This window comes from Bacillus cereus, assembly GCF_002577405.1.
GTDB lineage: Bacteria > Bacillota > Bacilli > Bacillales > Bacillaceae_G > Bacillus_A > Bacillus_A cereus_AU.
In genome coordinates this window covers 9,123-27,036 of record NZ_NULR01000022.1, presented here as the reverse complement: position 1 = coordinate 27,036, position 17,914 = coordinate 9,123, and the positions used below count along the sequence as shown (strand labels likewise).

The window sequence follows — 17,914 nt, the reverse complement described above, 5'->3', positions numbered from 1 at the left end:
TTTTTGATATGGTGACCCCTTATATGTAAAATCTCCTGTTTGTAATGCACCTGAAGGCTGTAGTAAATACCAATTAAACTCTTGCTTCATCCAACCATTTTTGGATTCATGAGAAGCATCAAAATAATACGGTTTCCCATCAACATGTGTAAATCCTGATTGCACAGGACCTAACGGACCAAAATAATAGATTTTCCCGTCAATATGTTGGATTCCAGTTTGCATCACACCATCTGTTCCCAGATAATAATCTGACCCATTTGTGTGTACCCATCCCGTTTGCATAAAACCATCGGTACCAAAATAATAACGTTTCCCATCAATTGCTTGGAAACCAGTTATTCTTTGCCCATCTTTTTTATAGTACGTCCATTTTCCTTCTTCTTGCACCCACCCTTGTTTATTATCTAAATAGAGTGCTTCTTTTAATTGATCAATCCATTGTAATCCATTCGCAAGAAGAGTTAAACCACTATCTAATTGTTTATCAAATTTCTTGTGAATATTAGGAGGAAAGTACTTTTCAGGATCTTTATGATACTCAGTTATCATAAAATGAGACAAATTCGTTGCTTCTTTTGCTACATCCCATGAACGAACTGGTGATTCACCAATCACAACGGACTCAAATATCCGAACATAACCGACTTCTCCTTGATATTTGACTTGGTACCATAAGCCCTGCTTTGAGATGACTTCTAAAACATCGCCATCCTTTACAGATTTAGACTTTAATAGAAATTTTGTTTCTGGCTTTGGATAGATTCTTTTAACTGTGGAACGAAGGGTGATCCATCCCTTTTCCATATCTCCGTACTTATTAATTTCAAATGGTTTTCCTTGATAGGTAAATGGTCCTGTCACATACTTCCCATCTTTTAAATAGCTCCATGAAGTTGCAGAAAAACTCCATCCGGTCTTTAATTTACCAGGTTCACTATAATATAAAGTGTCTTTCCCTACCTGCTTTTTCCCTTCATATAACCTTCCATCTTTAAAAAAGGAATACTCTATTCCATCTAATGTGATGTTATCTCTTTGCTTACTTCCATCTTTTTGATAATAGTACCAATTCTCATTTTCTTTGACCCAGCCTACCTTATTTAAAACTTCAGCTGCTTCTGTAAATGTTGGTGCATAGGTAGAAAATAATAAAAATAATGACACTATAAGTCCTATGACTTTCTTCATGCTCGCATCTCCTTATCCATTCATTAAAAACCTTTTAATTATATATTAGATTTCGTTACTATAAAGATAATAAATATGGGGATGCATAATTGCATATCCATATTCTCAATAGAGCGTACTCTATTGAGATAATTTTGGCTCCTTGAGATATTATTAGCTTAATAGACTCTCAATAACACTTATCAAAATTATAGATTAAAAGAGGGATAAAAATGATTTATGGATATGCTCGAGTAAGTACACAAGATCAAAATCTAGATAGCCAGATTGATCAACTTACAAAATACGGAGTAGATGAACTTCTTTCCAAGGTAGCTCCTAATGATACATTAGTTGTGATACGAATGGATTGTCTTGGTCGAAACACTATTCAGTTACTGCAGTTAGTTGAACAACTTAGAGAAAGAGATATACACTTTGTTATTTTAAACTTAGGAATAGATACCAGAACACCAGCTGGTAAATTCTTTTTAACGGTAATGGCAGCCTTTAGTGAACTAGATCGAGAAATGATTAAAGAGAAGCCACGTTCAGGAATTAAATTGGCCAAGCAAAAGGGGAAATATCGAGGAAGAGTTAAAAAATATACAGATAAGCATCAAGGTATGAATCATGCCATTGAATTACGTAAAACTACCAATAAAACTGTAAAGGAGATATGTGCAATTACAGGAATCAGTCAGGCGGCATTTTATCGTAGGCTAAAGGAAATGGAAAAAGATAATGGATAACAATTTTAATATATTTAATTATTTTGCAACCAATTTACTTCCTCATTCGACTTTATTGTGTAGCGGAGAGGAGAACCAAAATGGATATAGCAAAATTAGTGAAAAAAGCAAAAAAGGGTGATGATGAAGCATTTGAACAACTGATTGATTCTGTTCGACAAAAGCTGTATCGAACAGCCTATGCATATGTTAGAAATGAACAAGATACTCTTGATGTCTATCAAGAAACAATTTATACAGCCTATATTTCAATAAAGACATTAAAAAAGCCTGAACATTTTTCGAGTTGGATTACAAAAATTCTAGTTTTTAAATCGATTGATTTTATTCGGAAAGAGTCTCGCTATTTTACTACAGATAATGAGGAAATCTTTACTGAATTAATCGCTTCTGAAAATGTTGATTTTATCATGCATTCGATGGATTTATCAGAAGCATTTAAATTCTTAAATCCTACTGTTAAGACCATTATTTTGTTAAGGTATTATCACGATTTGTCCATTAAGGAAATTGCCTCCATCATGAATTATCCGGAAGGAACCGTGAAATCACACTTAAATAGGGCGAAAAAAGAGTTAAGACCCATTTTAAAGGAGGGCTATCTTTATGAATAAAGACAAATTCAATCGATCCATCGACAACATAAATGTACCTGTTGAAAAGCTAATGGCTAGGGAGAAGGCGGCTATCTTTCAAGCCAAGAAAAAAAGAAAAGCCAGAAGAACCACAAAACGGTCAATCTTGGTTGCATGTGGGTTATGTCTATCTTTGCTTGGTTCTGGATTTGTTTCAACAGGCATGGCGGAAGCCTTATCAAATGTTCCCCTAATTGGTCCAATTTATAAAGATTTTAGAGACATTGCCTCAGATAAAATTGAACACGATCAACTTACGACGGTAATTGATAAACAAGATAGTAAAAACGGCTTAACAATGACTGTAAAAGAAGCAGCTTATGATGGAAACCGGTTAATCGTAACAGTTGTTTACACAGGTCAAAAAGAACTTTCGATGAAAGAAGAAAAGGCCGGCTTTAGCTATATAACAATTAATGGACAACAAGAAATTAAACCAGCGATGGGTTCAATAGGGCAAGATGACGTAAACTCGAAAACAATAATTGAACATCATCAATTTACCTTTTCTAAGTATAATGAATACGGCGATAACATTGAGATTGAGGTCCATGGAGAAGATTTATTTGGCTATGAAGGTAAGTTGAAGGTGGCTTTCCCACTTGAAAAAATAAAAGGTGATGTATTTGAGTTTTATCCAGAAGTTACAACACAAACGGTTGATGAAGTGTATACACTAACAGCCGACAAAGTAACATTCTCACCTTTATCAACAAGAATAGACCTAACGATTGATTACCCTGCCGAAATGGATAAAAACGATAGTTGGCCATGGTTTAATTTCTCTGTAGTCGATAATAATGGTCAGGTATATGATAAGCTAAAACTACAGGAAGGCATGGCTGTTGGGAACTATGGTCATCATATGGTACTGACTTTGCCTCCAATGGATACCATACCAAAATCATTTACACTCAAGCCAAGTCGAACAAATAGTGAAGGATTTAGTAAAGAAATAAAGGAATTAGAATTAGTCGTTCCTTTAAATAAAAGTAAATAATGACCTCGTTTGCTTTGTTTACTCATATCGCGGAAGTACTTTAAGCTAACGAACACGCGATAGTTGAATAATGGGTTTTATTAAAAAACGTCATGAAAGCTGGATTCCATAGCTATTGGAATCCAGCTTTTTCACATTAAATTTCCTTAACGTTGTAAATCCGTATTTTCCTGACGGTACCCCATAAAAGCATGATTGCGGATATTTAGTAAGAGCGGAGGTATTAATAGTCGATGATTTGGGAGCTGAGTTAGGCGCATTAGATGCCAATACAAAAGCGACTAACTTCATTAATAGAGTTCTATTCGATGTTTTCGATGGTAGACAAGGTAAATCTACTATATTCACTACAAACCTTACAGGTGAGCGTTTAGAGGGCGCATATGACGAGCGAATTGTATCATGTATCTTCAATAACTTCAGAGCAATTGTTTTCAAAGATACAAAGGATTTCAGAAGAAAGGCATTACCATTTTAAAAGGGGGAATTAAGATGTGTGCATGTAAAGGAACGGGAGTAATCAGAAACGATATGGGAATGGGTATGTATCAATTTGGCACATGTGTTTGCAAAGTGGCGAATCAAACGCCTGAGGAAGTGGATATAAGGTGTCATGCTGTTTTGGCGGAGTTAAGAGAAATTCATCAATTACAACTTCGTGAGAAAGCTGGAGAAGTAGCATGAAGCAATTAACTTTGGAAGATGTTGTGGGAAGACGTAGCAAAGAGCATGTCGGATAAGTTTCTACAGCGTGATACAAGCGTCATAACGTATGCAATTGAGTTTTACGATATGGATGGAAAATGGAGACTTAGATGGTTTGAAGCGAAGTCAGAGAGCGAAGCTGTGGGAATGGCTAAAGATAAATATGGACAGATCCAAATTATCGATACTTATATATCGGATAGATCGTTAGCGGAAATCATGGCATTGGATTAAGGAAGGAGAATAAAACAGTTTGGTCAGATGATACGCCATGCGTTGTGGTTGGATTAGCAAACTAAACAAAATCCTTATTTTTTATTAAAAACTGCCCTTGTATTCTCGGCTCACAAGGGCAGTGGATATATGGATTTGCAAAGGACAATTTGCAAATTCTTATAAATTCTAACACACGTATTAAACTATAGGGGTTACAAAAGTATAACAAAAGCGTTATTTGTGCGACACGTTCCCTTTATTACTTAGAATGTTAAGAAAATTCGATATGAATTAAGGTAAATTTAAACAAAATAGTTATTTGATGATTTGTGATAAAAAGCGATTATCATAAAATCGCACTTTAATTAATGATAATCGCTTAGATATTTATAAGTTAATTAGGTATTGGAAATATAGTTTCACCAGGCTTGGAGAACTTATAAAGTTTTCTTGCGAATTTTAAAATGCCATCTTCGTTTACTGTTAAAGTCTTAATATCTTTCTCAAAAGATTCTCCAATCTTTTCTAGAGCAGATAATTTTTGTTTTTCTTGATCTATTAGGGCTTGTTTTGCTTTTATTAATTTTTGTTGTTGGTAAATGGAATGTTGAGCAGACAAAGTTATAGACAATATAAAAGTTAAAGTCAATAAAAGACGCCGTTTTAGTTTTTTATTCGGTTGTTGTTTTTGGGGGATCAATTGTTGTGATAATTCTGGGGTATTGCTCATGTTAATGCCTCCATTACTAATTATAGAATTTTAAATTTGAACTCACTTTTGTAAATGTGTGGTTTGTAAATTTAAAATAAATCCCCTATTTTTTATTAAAAACTACCCTTATTGAAGGGGACAATAAGGGCAAAAAATATTGATTTGCAAGGGGTCATCTGCAAAACCTTACAAATTGTAACATGTATATATACTTATAGTAGTTACGAAAAAGTAACAAAAACGCTATTTGTGCGACACGTTTCCTTATAAGTGTGTGAACACGAAATTGGAGGGTTATCAAATTTGATAACAACAATTGATTGAACGAAAGTAGGAATGAAAGCCGTCAGGTTGAGCTGAAACTACTTATCTAATACTCCTACATGCAAGGCGTGATAGTAGTCACAAATTGTATGAAGCTAGGTGAAGTCGACTGAACAAAGCCTAAGTGAGAAATCATATGGTTTTGGATAGGTCGGGATGCTACAAAATATCTAAGGGGATAATGTCCTAACGGACTGGCGAACTTGCGAATGTACGGGTCTAAACGTTTAATATATCAGAAATGTGTATGTCGTCAATGACGGCGTTATCTACCGAAAAGTAAGATTAAATAGTATGAAATTCGGAACATCTAACGATGAGGATGCAAAGATAACAGGCTTAAAACAAGCACCTAGGGTGTTTTTGCCCATCCCCCAAAAAGGGGGCATAAGACAGAATATACCAAATTATATTTTGTCTTATTCTTCTGCAAATGAATGTTCTTACGTTAATCTGGTTAAAATATCATCTTCGTTGATGTTCTCAATGATTGTCTCTAAATTTACCATTGTTGGGGATTTGCTAAATTCATAACGGCTATAAAAATTGATATGTTGCTAAGCAACTGGTGAAATATACTTTAGTATGTTCATTTCGATACCTTTATTCTGAGATTTCGTTAATAAATTTGATAATATACTTGCATTATAGTAAATAATACAATTAGTTAACAACCTACTACATTCATTCCAGATTTGCTGATCTTGTTCAGTCTTGAAACGAAGTTTCCCAGATTAGATGAAAGTTTTGGACAGGGAAATTGATTATAATATAAAAATCCCACCTTATTTTTTTAGGTGGGAGTAGTTGTTTGTATACACTTTATATTATTGATTGATGATGGGATATTTTTTCCTTATTGTTCATTAATATACCCATCTTTAATTTCAATAATTCGATTACATATAGAAGAAACTGTATCATCATGTGTTACTAAGATGAATGTTTTTCCAGTTTTGTTTATTTGTTTAAAAATGTTTAAAATCACTTCTTCAGTTTCTGCATCGAGTGCCCCTGTTGGTTCATCTGCTAAAATAAGTTCTGGATCATTAATTAAAGCTCTTGCAATCGCAACACGTTGAGATTGACCTCCAGATAATTCTCGTGGATATTGATAAGTTTTGTCCTCTAATTCTAGTTGTTTTATTAAAGATATTACTTTAGCTTCTATTTCTGACTTTGATTTTTTAGCATACAATAATGGTAGGGCAATATTATCAAATATATTTTTCTCTTCTATTAAGGCATGGTTTTGTAAAATAAAACCAATTTTATTTTTTCTCCAAACAGCCGTTTCTTTATAATTAAGTTGTGTAATATCTTTATTATCAAAATAATAATTTCCACTAGTTGCTTGTTCTAATCCAGCCAAAATATGTAGCAAAGTTGATTTCCCTGTACCACTGCGACCTTTTATTGCAAGCATTTCACCTTGTTGAATAGTTAAATTAATTCCCTTTAATATTTCCTGCCTCATTTTTCCATTGTTATAAGACTTTTTTAAGTTAGTTAATGTGATCAATATTCTACACCTTTTTCTTTAATATGTTAGATATATTTAATTTCTTTAACTTAATGTATAAAGGTAATATACTAAATAACGTTATCGCTAATCCGATTAGTATAATCATAAAATAGTATGTGATTGGCATAAATCCAATAAATGTAATACTAATAACAACAGCAATTACGCTTATTGACATAATTATAAGTATCTCCCAAAACATATAACTTAAAATATTGTATACTGTGGCTCCTGATATAAGGTGAATTGCATATTTTTGTATATTTATATTCCATTTCATAATGAATGAAAAGAATACGGTCACTACACAGAAACAAAATAATAGAAAAGTTAACATAATTAGTAAATTTATATTTTGCTTTAGCATGGAAAACATTATGTCTATCCCAGTATCGTTAGCTCCTATGATTATTAGGTCATAAAAATTTGTAGATTGTGAAATTTCGTCGATTAGTTTTCTTACTTGTAAGCTTCCTTTTTCTGTGAAAATTTGACCATTAATCAACTGTAGATAATGTCTTTTTTGAAATGTACTATCATCTTTATTTATTGGTGCTTGTTCTATAGAAAAACTTGGGAGTATTATATGTTTATCTAGATAAAATTCTATATTTTCTCTTACAGGTAAAACTGAGTTTGGCTCTAATATGCCTATAACTCGTCCTTTAAGTGATTTCATCATGTAATCTATTTCAACTTCATCACCAATTTTATAAATAGATTGATAATCTGAACCTAGAATGACGGGGATCGATTTATTATTATTATATATATAATCATCTTTTTGAAACATATCACCTTCTCGGAGTTTTAGGTCAAAAGAGTCAATGACTTGTTTATTTATCTGCAATGATTTAACAAATTCGTACTTTTTTCCATCAATCTCATGAGGAGGAAAAGAGCCATCTTCATATCCTTCCCAAAATGTTTTATTTCCTTTAAAGTTAACTATCCCTATGGGTTGTGTTGTAGTATTTAAATATTTAAAATCACTACTTTTATTTAACGTATTATAAAAGTTTTTTAAGTTTGCTAAACTTTCATCTTTGGAAAGGTATTCTTGTTCTTTCTCATTGAATAACTCATCTGATAATTGATAAATGTTTTTCCCTTCATATTGTGCATAAAAGCTTTTTGTTTTTGTATCTACATTATTAAAGTGTAAAAATAAAACTGATAATAAGAAGAAAAAAACGGTTGCTTGTACTAATATTAATAATGCAAAGATTTTTTTCTTTAATAAACTTTCTTTTGCTTCGATAAAGATTTGTTTCAATTGGATTTCAACACCTTTATACAATTTTTTTTTGTATATATATAACTAGAAACTATACATATTCCTATAGTAAATATAAGCATAAATAATATGCCTATAAAAAACAGTTTATTATATGTATAAATATGGTCATTGTATAATTTAATATTGAATATTAAAAACAATACAAATCCTATACTATAAGAACATATTGAGATGAAAATGTATTTGTAGTATAAGGAGCGATAAATATAAAATGATTTATGACCTATAAAATGTTGTATAGAAATTAATATTCTTTTTTTATATATCCAATAACTTGTGGATAATATATTCATCATCAATGCAATTATAAATAAAAGGAATATCATACTGTTATCAATAAAATTATTTTCAAACAAACGTTTAGAACCTTTTCCTTTATCTTCTATTGGAAATACAGAATCTTTTCCTAATATAGATTCTAATGTCGAAAATAACTTTTCCCCATCATCATTACCATCTATTACGTATATACCCGTAGAATTAATATTTAAATCCCAAAGAGCATCCAAATTGAGGTATATAATATTATCGACTTCAGATTTCACTTCCCCACCGATAGTACCAATTACTTCAAATTTATGTCCTTTATAATTCACGAATTTTTTTCCGCTTATATTTTCTATATCTTTAAACTCTTTGCCCACGACAGCTAATTTTTTATTATGAAAAAAATCTTCTTTTTGAAAAAAACGCCCACTTTTCATGGGAATAGTGTTTAATGTTTGGCTTGAATAAACTCCTCTTATGTTTGGTTTTTCTATATTTTCTTTAAATAAAATATAATTACTTTGTTTAGTTTGTTTAATAAATTTGTGCAAACTATTATTTCCCTCTGATTCTTTCATGCTAAAACGGAAATTTGTTGAACTATATAATCCGTTTGTTAATTTATCCATTTCATTTTTTTTTAAAAAATAGGAACTTACTATCAGTAACATCAGTATAGTAAGAGCTACAACTATACCCAATAAAAGATCATCAGTATTTATTTTTTTTCTTATATTCATATAGGCATCATTCCAATCAATTCCAATATAGGACAGTTCTGAAGAATTATATCCTGATCTAAAAAAATAAAATATAAAATAAAACTAATGTGAGTGTATGCTAAATAATCTATACCACTCACATTAGCTTCGTTTTATATTTTATTATAGACCCCAATAAGTTTTAGCAACAAGAGATGTATATGTAGTATCATACCATCCAGATGCTGCTGAGGTACTATTATATCCATATTTTCTACCGCTGTCTGCTGCTACTTTTGAACCGCCATTATCAAACCTTGCGCGAGTGTAATGATTTTTACCGCTCCATGTTGTATATCCAGTGACCTTTCTAGTATTCATTTGAGAAGGACTATAGTGATCAATTTTTGCTCGGTGACTGTCTGGTTTACTACTAGCATACATTACTGGAGAATACATAACGTTTTCATCAGTATTTACATATCCAGTTTCTTCACTCCAACCCAATGTTTCAGCTCCAGCATTAGTAGGTAAAAAGCTAATTCCACCTACAAGTGCTGTAGTAAGTGCCAATCCTTTAATTCCTTTTGTAAAATTCATAATTATGCCCCCTTAAATAATTGTTATTACGGTTTTTGTTATATATTACCATTACAAAAAAATACTAACATTTAAGTTAATTTTTATCAACGTTAAATATTAATATTTATTTATTATTATTTTCGTAAGTACATATTTTGTTAACATTTTCAAAATATACCTTCAAATAACCATCTACATTTCTTATTGATTGATTGGATGTAAAAGAGTTCCCATAATCAATATAGTACATATTGAAGTCATTTACGTAAGTTCCTTGGTATAGTTCACCTTTTTTACTATCTGTATACATTTCTACTATTTTTTTTTTGTTAGGTTCTTTTTTTTCTTTTTCTATAGTTGTCTTAAATTTGTAGTATATGGGACAGTCATTATCTTGTTTTTCAGCTAAATCCCAAGAACCTTCTATACTAGTAGTTTTACATCCACTTAATAAAATTATTAATATAGAGAAAGAAATAAATATTTTTTTTATTTTGAAATAACGCCCTTCTTTTAAAGATTATTTAGATAATACCATATAAATACATAAAAGGGTAATTTAATATTTAATGGGATATTAAATTAAAAACACATAATAATATGTAATAAGTGAATAATTATCCAACCTTTAACTGTCATACTTGTAGGCGTATGGCAACCAAAAGCGAAATATGGGGGCCATATGCAAATATATTCCAATTAAGTTCGGATCTCTCGAGAAAGATAGTTCAAACGAATCTACAAATATAGTGGGTTCTTTTTTTATTTTTTCTGGAGAAAGCCAGATAATGAAAATTCCAGTTGTAACAAAAACGACCGTTTTTGTTACAACTGATAGTATCAAGATACGATGTCCAGTAAACTAGCAATCTAAGCGTAACAAAAATATGTAACAAAATTATTTTGTAACAATATTTATTTTATAGCGTTTTTGATACAATAAAAATGAAAAAAGGAGGAATTATATGAAATTTGGATATATGCGAGTATCTACAATTGATCAAAATTTAGATCGACAAGAACAGCAATTAAAAGAGGCTGGTTGTGAAAGAATCTTTTTTGAAAAAGTAACTGGGACTAAACGTGATCGCCCTGAGTTAAATCGTATGTTAGAGTTTCTACGTCAAGGAGATACAGTAGTGGTTACAGATTTGACTCGCCTTTCACGTTCTACTAAAGACTTAATTGAGATTGCTGAACTTATTTCTCGTAAAGGCGCAAACTTGAAAAGTTTAAAAGAGGCATGGCTTGATACAACTACGGCACATGGAAAAATGCTCTTTACTGTTTTTGCTGGGATTGCTCAATTCGAAAGAGATTTAACCTCAGAACGAACAAAAGAAGGAATTTTGGCAGCAAAAAAACGAGGTAAATATCCTGGTAGACCATCTGTAGACAAAGAAAAATTAAATTATGCATTTTATTTAATGGAACAAGGAGCAAATATCACAGAGGCTGCTGAAAAATCAGGTATATCTAGAATGACTATTTATCGAAATATGAACTAATACAAAATGATGTATACTTTGTGACATAGTAAGTTTGATTATAAAATATTTTGTATAAAGGGATGGAGTCCAAAATAAATATGAGCACTAAAAACAGACTAAAAATTCTATCAACTGATGAAATTAACCGCCTTTATAGTAGACCTGTATTTATACCCAAAGAACGTGTGCAATACTTTTCACTTTCACAAGTAGAAAAGGAATTAGTACATACTTTACGTTCTATAAAGTCTAAAGTGTATTTTATTCTTCAACTGGGATATTTCAAAGCCAAACATTTATTTTTTCAGTTTAAATTATCTGAAGTTCAAGAAGATATTCAATATATTTTAAGAGTCCATTTTAAAAATGAGTCATTTGGAGATTTTGGATCAATTGATAAAAAAACACGATCTACTCATAAAAAATTAATTCTTAAAATATCTAATTACCGTATCTGTGACTCATATTATCGAAGTGTTTTACAAGAAAAAGCTCGTAGGGCTGCAACAGTAAGTGGAAAGCCTATTTTCATTTTTCTTGAGTTACTCAATTATTTAATAAAAGAACACATTATTATTCCCGCATATAGCTTTATGCAAGATATTGTAGGAACAGCTATTACATCTGAAGAACAACGACTTATAAAGATTATACAGAACCATCTATCTGAAACTGACAAACAACAATTAAAACAATTACTATATAATTCTTCTGGATTATATGAGATCACTAGAATAAAACATGAACCAAAAGATTTTAGTATAAATGAAATTAAGCGTGAAATTGAATTTGGGAATAATATACGTCCCCTTTTTCAACTGGCCAATATGATTTTACCTCAACTAAAAATTTCTAATGAAAGCATTAAATATTATGCTTCTTTAGTAGAATATTATTCCGTATATAAATTAAAACGCTTTAATGAATACCTTATCTATATTTATTTACTGTCCTTTATTTTCCATCGTTACCAAAGAATGAATGATAATTTAATTAATAGTTTTATTTTTAAAATGAGAAAATACAACGATGATATCATATCCTTTGCTAAAGACCAGATATATAACTATTACACAGAAAATCAGGGGGATTTTAAGAAAGTAGGAGAAGTTTTACAAATTATAATAGATGAAAATATTTCAGAGAATACAGCATTTAAAGATATTCAAAAACGTGTATTTTCTATCCTAGACCGTCCAAAATTAACTGAACTAGCCAATCAAATCTTGGATAATACAAAAATAGATGAAAAGGCGTTCCGTTGGGAACGTATTGATACATTAGCATTACAGTTTAAACGACAAATTCGTCCTGTTTTTATGATGGTTGATTTTGTGACAACAGATATGGATGACTCTCTTATAGATGCAATAACTTTTTTAAAAGAAGTTTTTAAGAAACGAAAAACCTTAACTAAATATGATATCCAAGATATCCCTCAAGCCTTTATAACAAATAGCAACAAACGTTATCTTTACACGAAAGATGAGCCTCATTCAAAACGTTTACTCATAGATCGATATGAATTTTTAATTTATTATTCCTTATGGCATCGCTTGCAATCAGGAGACATTTTTTGTAGAGATAGTATACAGTATAGAAGTTTTGAAGATGATTTAATCGATGAAGATAAGTGGAAACAAAAAGAGAGTATCATTCAAGATCTCCATTTAACTATGCTACAACAGCCCATCGAACAACATTTAAAAGAACTGGAAAACAAATTAGAAGCTCGTATTATCTCAATTAATAAAAGGATTACTTCAGGAAAAAACAAACATGTCCAAGTAAAAAAGCATAAAAATCATCATTCCTGGACACTTCCATATACTCGAGCTTCAGCCCCTATTAATCATTCGTTTTTCGATGTATTACCACAAGGTGATATGAGAGGTATTCTGTACTTTGTAAATCAACAATGTAATTTCCTAGATAACTTTGAACACATCCTGGGACGCTATGCAAATCAAAAAGCAAATGATACGATTCTTATTCCATGTTTAATAGCTTGGGGAACAAATATGGGATTGTATAGAATGGGGGAAGTCTCTGATATAGATTATTCAAAATTAGCAACTATTTCATCTAATTTTATTCGATCAGAAACGTTAAAAGAAGCAAATGACTGCATTAGTAACGCAATAAGTAAACTTCCTATTATTCAATATTATAATATTGATGATTTCGTGCATTCGAGTAGTGATGGTCAAAAGTTCGAAACACAGATTCATACGTTACAGTCCCGTCATTCCTCTAAATATTTCGGAATGAATAAAGGAATTACCTCTTATACAATGGTGGCCAACCATATTCCGATTCAAGCAAGAATTATTGGTGCGAATGAACATGAAAGCCATTATGTATTTGATATCTTATACAATAATGCAACTGATATAAAGCCTAATATTCATTCTACAGATACACACGGAACGAATGAGGTTAATTTTGCAATTTTAGATTTATTTGGTTACCAGTTTGCCCCAAGATATAAAGATATTCATGCGACAATATCCCGAAATTTATATGGTTTTCAACATCCAAGCCAGTATGAAGAATTCCTTATCAAACCTTTGCGGAAAATTAATAAAGAGCTAATTATGAAGGAATGGGACAATATTAAACGAATTATGCTGTCTCTCGCTTTAAAAACAACTACTCAAAATGTGATTGTTCGAAAGCTAAGTTCCTATGCGCGAAAAAATCAAACAAAACGTGCGTTGTGGGAGTATGATAATATCATCAAAAGTCTATATTTTTTAGAATATATTGATTCGCTATCATTACGTCAAAATGTTCAAAAAGCGCTAAACCGTGGGGAAAGTTATCATAAATTACGTCGGGCTGTATCTTTTGCAAACTTTGGGAAACTTCGTTTCAAGACTGAACAAGATCAGCAAATCTGGAATGAATGTAGTAGGTTATTAACCAATTGTATTATTTACTACAATGCGAGTATATTATCAAATTTATTAACGAAATCTCAGAATAAAGGTATCGAGATGAACATACTAAAGTATATTTCACCGGTTGCCTGGCAACATATCAATTTTTATGGCCGTTATGAATTTAGCAAATCCCCAACAGTTTTAAATTTAGAAACAATCATTGAGAACATCAACGAAGAAGATATTTTAAACAGATTCACGCAAGAACATTCACTTGAAGAAGAATAAGATAAAATATAATTTGGTATATTTTGTCTTATTCCTCCTTTTCGGGGGATGGGCAAAAACACCCACCTAAGGATATATGTATAGCTAGGTCAATCGGAACGTGGTAAGCCAGAAACTGTTACCAACGCCTACTAGCGGACATACAAACACGATTCCCTCAAAGTTTCAGTCAAGACATATGTAACTACACTATAAAAGGAAGACAAAAACTTATCAAAAGCCTAAAAGGTAACATTGCCAATGAAATGCAGAAGATGTTGCTATCATCCAATAAAGGGCAGAGCGTGGAGTATACAGATAACAGAATGTCGAGATATTCTATGCAAAATGGAAAATGTGCTGTTACAGGAATCTTTTTGTTAGCTGATGAAGCACACTGTCATCACAAAGTACCGAAAGGTATGGGAGGATCTGACGAGTTCAATAACCTAATTATTGTACATGAACTTGTCCACAGACTGATTCACGCTACAAATGAAGAGACGATTAGAACGTATATGAGAATACTTCAATTGAACGATAAATAATTGAAGAAAATAAACAAACTCCGTAAAGCTTGTAATCTAGTTACTTTAGTATAGAAGAATAAGATGGGACGCTGTATGCGATGAAAGTCGCACGTACAGTGTTAAGCGGGGGAAAAGATGGCGATAATTTCAAAATCTTACCTATCACAACTAGTAGCAAAGGAGACTGAGGAACATGGCATACGGAGTTTATTTAGCAGGGGAGTTAATAGAAGAACATAATGATTATTTTGAAGCTTGTAGAGATACGCAGCAGTTAACTAGAGATACTGGTGTAGTTAACTGGGCGCTGCCAATTGAAGAAAACAAGATAGCTAAAGAAAATTTCAATATTGAAGATATAGATGGTTGTGAGTTTGTAAAAAGCAAAACATTAGGAAATATGCTGATTTCATTTGATCAAGATATGGATGATTTTTATACAGGAGTAATTTACGTTGTTTATGCAGATGGATCAGGAATAACAATTTCGTCTGAAGAAGCACAACGCCTTATTGATTCGTATGTTAAGTGAAAAGGGGATATTAAAATGGGAGCTGAAATTTTCAACGGCAGGTATATAGCCAATTGCAAAGATAAAGAATTTGTTGTTTTTATTATTGGCATGCGTATTAATCACCTATTTAAATTTTGGAAGTGGGTACCAGTTTTTAAAGCTATGGGACCTATGATTAAAGAATTGTACCAAAACCCACAATGGGGTTTCTTACATACAGAATTCTTATTTAGTTGGAGAAAAGTAATCTTAATTTAATACTGGAAGGGATTCGACGAATTAGTAAACTATGCTCATGGAAAAAACCATTCAAATGCTTGGAAATCGTACAATAATAAGATTAAAGATAATGGGAGTGTTGGTGTTTTTCACGAAACCTACCAAATAGAAAAAGGTGCTTCTGAAGCAATTTATGTTAATATGCCAAAAACAGGTTTATCTAGAGCTACTGAACACATACCAGTATCTAAAGATACTAATACTGCTCAAAAAAGAATGAAGTAGGAGGAAGGCACCTTAGGGTGTCTTTTCTTTATACATTAAAAAGCCCACCTATTTACGTATGATTTAAAAAGGTATTCAACTCTGAATGCCTTTTTATTATTGAAAATTTCACGTACTATATCTATTGTATAAAAACAAATTCCGCAATAAGGCCTATTCTAACCATCCCCCACCAAAATAAAAAAAATCTAAAATAGGAGGTTATGAATTTAAATTGTTTGACTTCATTCCATTTGGATTACTACGCATATGTCCTTCTACATAAACCCCGTCGTCTCTCCAATAACCTCTAACATATTAAAAAGAAACATATAAAACAAATATAAAAAAAAGTACATTAACACTAATACCTCCCAATAAATATTCCCTACCGATTTTTTGATTAGTAGGGCTTTTCTTTATGATTTCTTGTTCTTCCTTATAGTGGATTTCGTACACTTAGAATGCCCTGTTCATACCTTACGAATTTGTAAGCTTTTTGTCATGTATTTGAATAGTACTAACTAATACAATGTGATTATAATACTGACTATACAGCAATTATTATATATTAAATGAACTTACAGACGGAGGACTTAAAATGAAAAAATATATGTTAGCTTTAATACCACTTATCTTAGGAATCGGATGTTTAGTTAGCTTTAATATGATGGGTTCTAAAGTGGCAACAGATGGAACCCTTGTAGAACCGTTTTATTTACTACCAATGGGTTATTCATTGATGGCTATCAGTGTAATTGGTCTAGGTGTAAATGTAATTAAAAAAGTTAATAGATAAAGAAATAGAGAATCTTATCTTAAGTAAGGTTCTCTTTTATTAGGCATCGTTTTGTTGGTACTAACCCATCGCCATCAAGTTAAGAAACACATTCTTCCTCAAAATGATAAAAATGAACTTCGGTGCTATAAAAAACACAACATTTCCATTTAGGGGGCACTTTAAAATCTTGCTTGATGGGCATGCGGCAGGACCCCATTAAGTAGAAGTAGAGATGAAGAGAAATTTCTAAATGTGTTTTCTATTTATGAAAACACATTTTATCTTAATAAATTTTGTTAATAAATATTTTTACACCATTTAGCTAAAGTCACTTGAACTTTGAATATATTATCTAAAAGTTTTGAGATTTCCCTTTCGGAATACTTAATATTTCCCACTCTGAACCTTTTATTTGTTTACCAATGTATAGAATTTGACCTAAATGATTACTACAGTGTGCTATTTTAATTTGAATTGCTTCTAGGACGGTTAATGGATTATTTCTAATTGTTATAGTCTTTATTAAGTCTTCTGTTTGTAACTCTTTAATTGCTTTAAATAAAAGAAACTATCCTTTTTCTTAAATTTCAATCAATTCTTTCTTTTTAATTACAGTATCAAGAAATTCACCATCACGTTATTGATTACGAGCAGCTGCGTATGGGCAGTTTACAGGAATTTGTAAATAGTTTGCACCAATGCGGTAACGCTGTGTATCTGGGTAAGAGAATAAACGACCTTATAATAGTTTATTTTCAAATGGTTCAATGCCAGGTACAGTTGCACTTGGCGTAAATGCCGCTTGCTCTAATTCCGCAAAGAAGTTTTGTGGGTTACGATTTAAAGTCATTGTCCCAACCTCAATTAATGGGAAGAGATATTCTGACCATACTTTTGTTGGATCTAGTGGATCGAACTCTAAAGAATCCATGTCATCTAATATGTTCAACTAAGTAATTATTACACATTACGTAGTATATCTATTAAGTTATAATCATTGTAAACTGATAACTGCTAAAAGTAAATATTTTGTCGAAAAATGTCATTAAAAACCTAATATCAATTCTTTTTTTAT

General features: G+C 31.4%; 13 protein-coding genes and 8 pseudogenes. 12 read left to right on the top strand and 9 right to left on the bottom strand.

Translation table 11 applies throughout. The annotated features are described in order from the left end of the window. Positions 1-1,191: pseudogene (locus COC96_RS23470) on the bottom strand (S-layer protein); the annotation flags it as partial. 212 nt (positions 1,192-1,403) lie between these two features. On the opposite strand from COC96_RS23470, the gene COC96_RS23465 reads away from it, so the two are divergent. The 6 genes and pseudogenes from COC96_RS23465 (at position 1,404) to COC96_RS23440 (ending at position 4,496) form a co-directional block, all read left to right on the top strand. After that, positions 1,404-1,922 carry a recombinase family protein gene (locus COC96_RS23465; RefSeq protein ID WP_098266609.1) on the top strand — a complete coding sequence of 173 codons (519 nt, stop codon included), beginning with the start codon at positions 1,404-1,406 and terminating at the stop codon, positions 1,920-1,922. A gap of 80 nt (positions 1,923-2,002) precedes the next feature. After that, positions 2,003-2,536, top strand: a complete 534-nt coding sequence (locus COC96_RS23460; protein WP_098769499.1) for a sigma-70 family RNA polymerase sigma factor — start codon at positions 2,003-2,005, stop codon at positions 2,534-2,536. After that, the gene (locus COC96_RS23455) at positions 2,529-3,557 is read left to right on the top strand and encodes a DUF4179 domain-containing protein (RefSeq protein ID WP_098769497.1); all 1,029 of its coding nucleotides are present in this window, start codon (positions 2,529-2,531) and stop codon (positions 3,555-3,557) included. The genes COC96_RS23460 and COC96_RS23455 overlap by 8 nt, the downstream gene beginning before the upstream one ends. A gap of 205 nt (positions 3,558-3,762) precedes the next feature. Next, positions 3,763-4,035, top strand: a pseudogene (locus COC96_RS23450) (ATP-binding protein); the annotation flags it as partial. A gap of 14 nt (positions 4,036-4,049) precedes the next feature. Next, positions 4,050-4,241, top strand: coding sequence for a hypothetical protein (locus COC96_RS23445; protein ID WP_098769495.1), 192 nt, complete (start codon positions 4,050-4,052; stop codon positions 4,239-4,241). Then, positions 4,238-4,496: pseudogene (locus COC96_RS23440) on the top strand (hypothetical protein). The gene COC96_RS23445 and the pseudogene COC96_RS23440 overlap by 4 nt, the downstream one beginning before the upstream one ends. Positions 4,497-4,872: 376 nt before the next feature. Here COC96_RS23440 and COC96_RS23435 read toward each other — a convergent pair. The 6 genes and pseudogenes from COC96_RS23435 to COC96_RS23405 form a co-directional block, all read right to left on the bottom strand. Continuing rightward, positions 4,873-5,208 (bottom strand): septum formation initiator family protein, encoded by a 336-nt coding sequence (locus tag COC96_RS23435; RefSeq protein ID WP_098266606.1) that lies wholly within the window; start codon positions 5,206-5,208, stop codon positions 4,873-4,875. A gap of 749 nt (positions 5,209-5,957) precedes the next feature. After that, a pseudogene (locus COC96_RS28400) lies at positions 5,958-6,245 on the bottom strand (Tn3 family transposase); the annotation flags it as partial. Between the two features lie 125 nt (positions 6,246-6,370). Then, complete coding sequence (locus COC96_RS23420) at positions 6,371-7,036, bottom strand: ABC transporter ATP-binding protein (RefSeq protein ID WP_078177291.1); 666 nt, start codon at positions 7,034-7,036, stop codon at positions 6,371-6,373. A 4-nt stretch (positions 7,037-7,040) separates the two neighbouring features. Next, the gene (locus tag COC96_RS23415) at positions 7,041-8,315 is read right to left on the bottom strand and encodes a permease (protein WP_098769492.1); all 1,275 of its coding nucleotides are present in this window, start codon (positions 8,313-8,315) and stop codon (positions 7,041-7,043) included. Next, positions 8,312-9,346 (bottom strand): ABC transporter permease, encoded by a 1,035-nt coding sequence (locus COC96_RS23410; protein ID WP_098769490.1) that lies wholly within the window; start codon positions 9,344-9,346, stop codon positions 8,312-8,314. Before COC96_RS23410 ends, COC96_RS23415 begins: the two co-directional genes overlap by 4 nt. A 144-nt stretch (positions 9,347-9,490) precedes the next feature. Next, positions 9,491-9,907, bottom strand: a complete 417-nt coding sequence (locus tag COC96_RS23405; protein WP_078177293.1) for a hypothetical protein — start codon at positions 9,905-9,907, stop codon at positions 9,491-9,493. 947 nt (positions 9,908-10,854) lie between these two features. Here COC96_RS23405 and COC96_RS23395 point away from each other — a divergent pair. The 6 genes and pseudogenes from COC96_RS23395 to COC96_RS23370 all read left to right on the top strand — a co-directional run bounded on the left by COC96_RS23395 (position 10,855) and on the right by COC96_RS23370 (position 16,857). Next, complete coding sequence (locus tag COC96_RS23395) at positions 10,855-11,397, top strand: recombinase family protein (RefSeq protein ID WP_098769488.1); 543 nt, start codon at positions 10,855-10,857, stop codon at positions 11,395-11,397. Between the two features lie 80 nt (positions 11,398-11,477). Beyond that, on the top strand, positions 11,478-14,552 hold the full coding sequence (locus COC96_RS23390; RefSeq protein ID WP_098769486.1) for a Tn3 family transposase: 3,075 nt from the start codon (positions 11,478-11,480) through the stop codon (positions 14,550-14,552). Between the two features lie 131 nt (positions 14,553-14,683). Beyond that, positions 14,684-15,079: pseudogene (locus COC96_RS23385) on the top strand (HNH endonuclease signature motif containing protein); the annotation flags it as partial. Between the two features lie 175 nt (positions 15,080-15,254). Next, positions 15,255-15,593, top strand: coding sequence for a hypothetical protein (locus COC96_RS23380; RefSeq protein ID WP_098769484.1), 339 nt, complete (start codon positions 15,255-15,257; stop codon positions 15,591-15,593). A 15-nt stretch (positions 15,594-15,608) separates the two neighbouring features. Then, a pseudogene (locus tag COC96_RS23375) lies at positions 15,609-16,079 on the top strand (DUF4188 domain-containing protein). Positions 16,080-16,659: 580 nt separating this feature from the next. After that, positions 16,660-16,857, top strand: a complete 198-nt coding sequence (locus COC96_RS23370; protein ID WP_098269814.1) for a DUF3955 domain-containing protein — start codon at positions 16,660-16,662, stop codon at positions 16,855-16,857. A gap of 334 nt (positions 16,858-17,191) precedes the next feature. Here COC96_RS23370 and COC96_RS28230 read toward each other — a convergent pair. Together COC96_RS28230 and COC96_RS23360 are read right to left on the bottom strand one after the other, a co-directional pair. Then, positions 17,192-17,392 (bottom strand): annotated as a pseudogene (locus COC96_RS28230) (DUF1572 family protein); the annotation flags it as partial. Between the two features lie 87 nt (positions 17,393-17,479). Beyond that, a pseudogene (locus COC96_RS23360) lies at positions 17,480-17,779 on the bottom strand (catalase); the annotation flags it as partial. Positions 17,780-17,914: the final 135 nt, after the last annotated feature.

Excerpts from the sequence above, each read along its gene's own strand:
- COC96_RS23460 (WP_098769499.1), top strand. The coding sequence starts at position 2,003 with ATGGATATAGCAAAATTAGTGAAAAAAGCAAAAAAGGGTGATGATGAA.
- COC96_RS23465 (WP_098266609.1), top strand. The coding sequence starts at position 1,404 with ATGATTTATGGATATGCTCGAGTAAGTACACAAGATCAAAATCTAGAT.
- COC96_RS23455 (WP_098769497.1), top strand. The coding sequence starts at position 2,529 with ATGAATAAAGACAAATTCAATCGATCCATCGACAACATAAATGTACCT.
- COC96_RS23410 (WP_098769490.1), bottom strand. The coding sequence starts at position 9,346 with ATGAATATAAGAAAAAAAATAAATACTGATGATCTTTTATTGGGTATA.
- COC96_RS23395 (WP_098769488.1), top strand. The coding sequence starts at position 10,855 with ATGAAATTTGGATATATGCGAGTATCTACAATTGATCAAAATTTAGAT.
- COC96_RS23370 (WP_098269814.1), top strand. The coding sequence starts at position 16,660 with ATGAAAAAATATATGTTAGCTTTAATACCACTTATCTTAGGAATCGGA.
- COC96_RS23390 (WP_098769486.1), top strand. The coding sequence starts at position 11,478 with ATGAGCACTAAAAACAGACTAAAAATTCTATCAACTGATGAAATTAAC.
- COC96_RS23445 (WP_098769495.1), top strand. The coding sequence starts at position 4,050 with ATGTGTGCATGTAAAGGAACGGGAGTAATCAGAAACGATATGGGAATG.
- COC96_RS23380 (WP_098769484.1), top strand. The coding sequence starts at position 15,255 with ATGGCATACGGAGTTTATTTAGCAGGGGAGTTAATAGAAGAACATAAT.
- COC96_RS23405 (WP_078177293.1), bottom strand. The coding sequence starts at position 9,907 with ATGAATTTTACAAAAGGAATTAAAGGATTGGCACTTACTACAGCACTT.
- COC96_RS23435 (WP_098266606.1), bottom strand. The coding sequence starts at position 5,208 with ATGAGCAATACCCCAGAATTATCACAACAATTGATCCCCCAAAAACAA.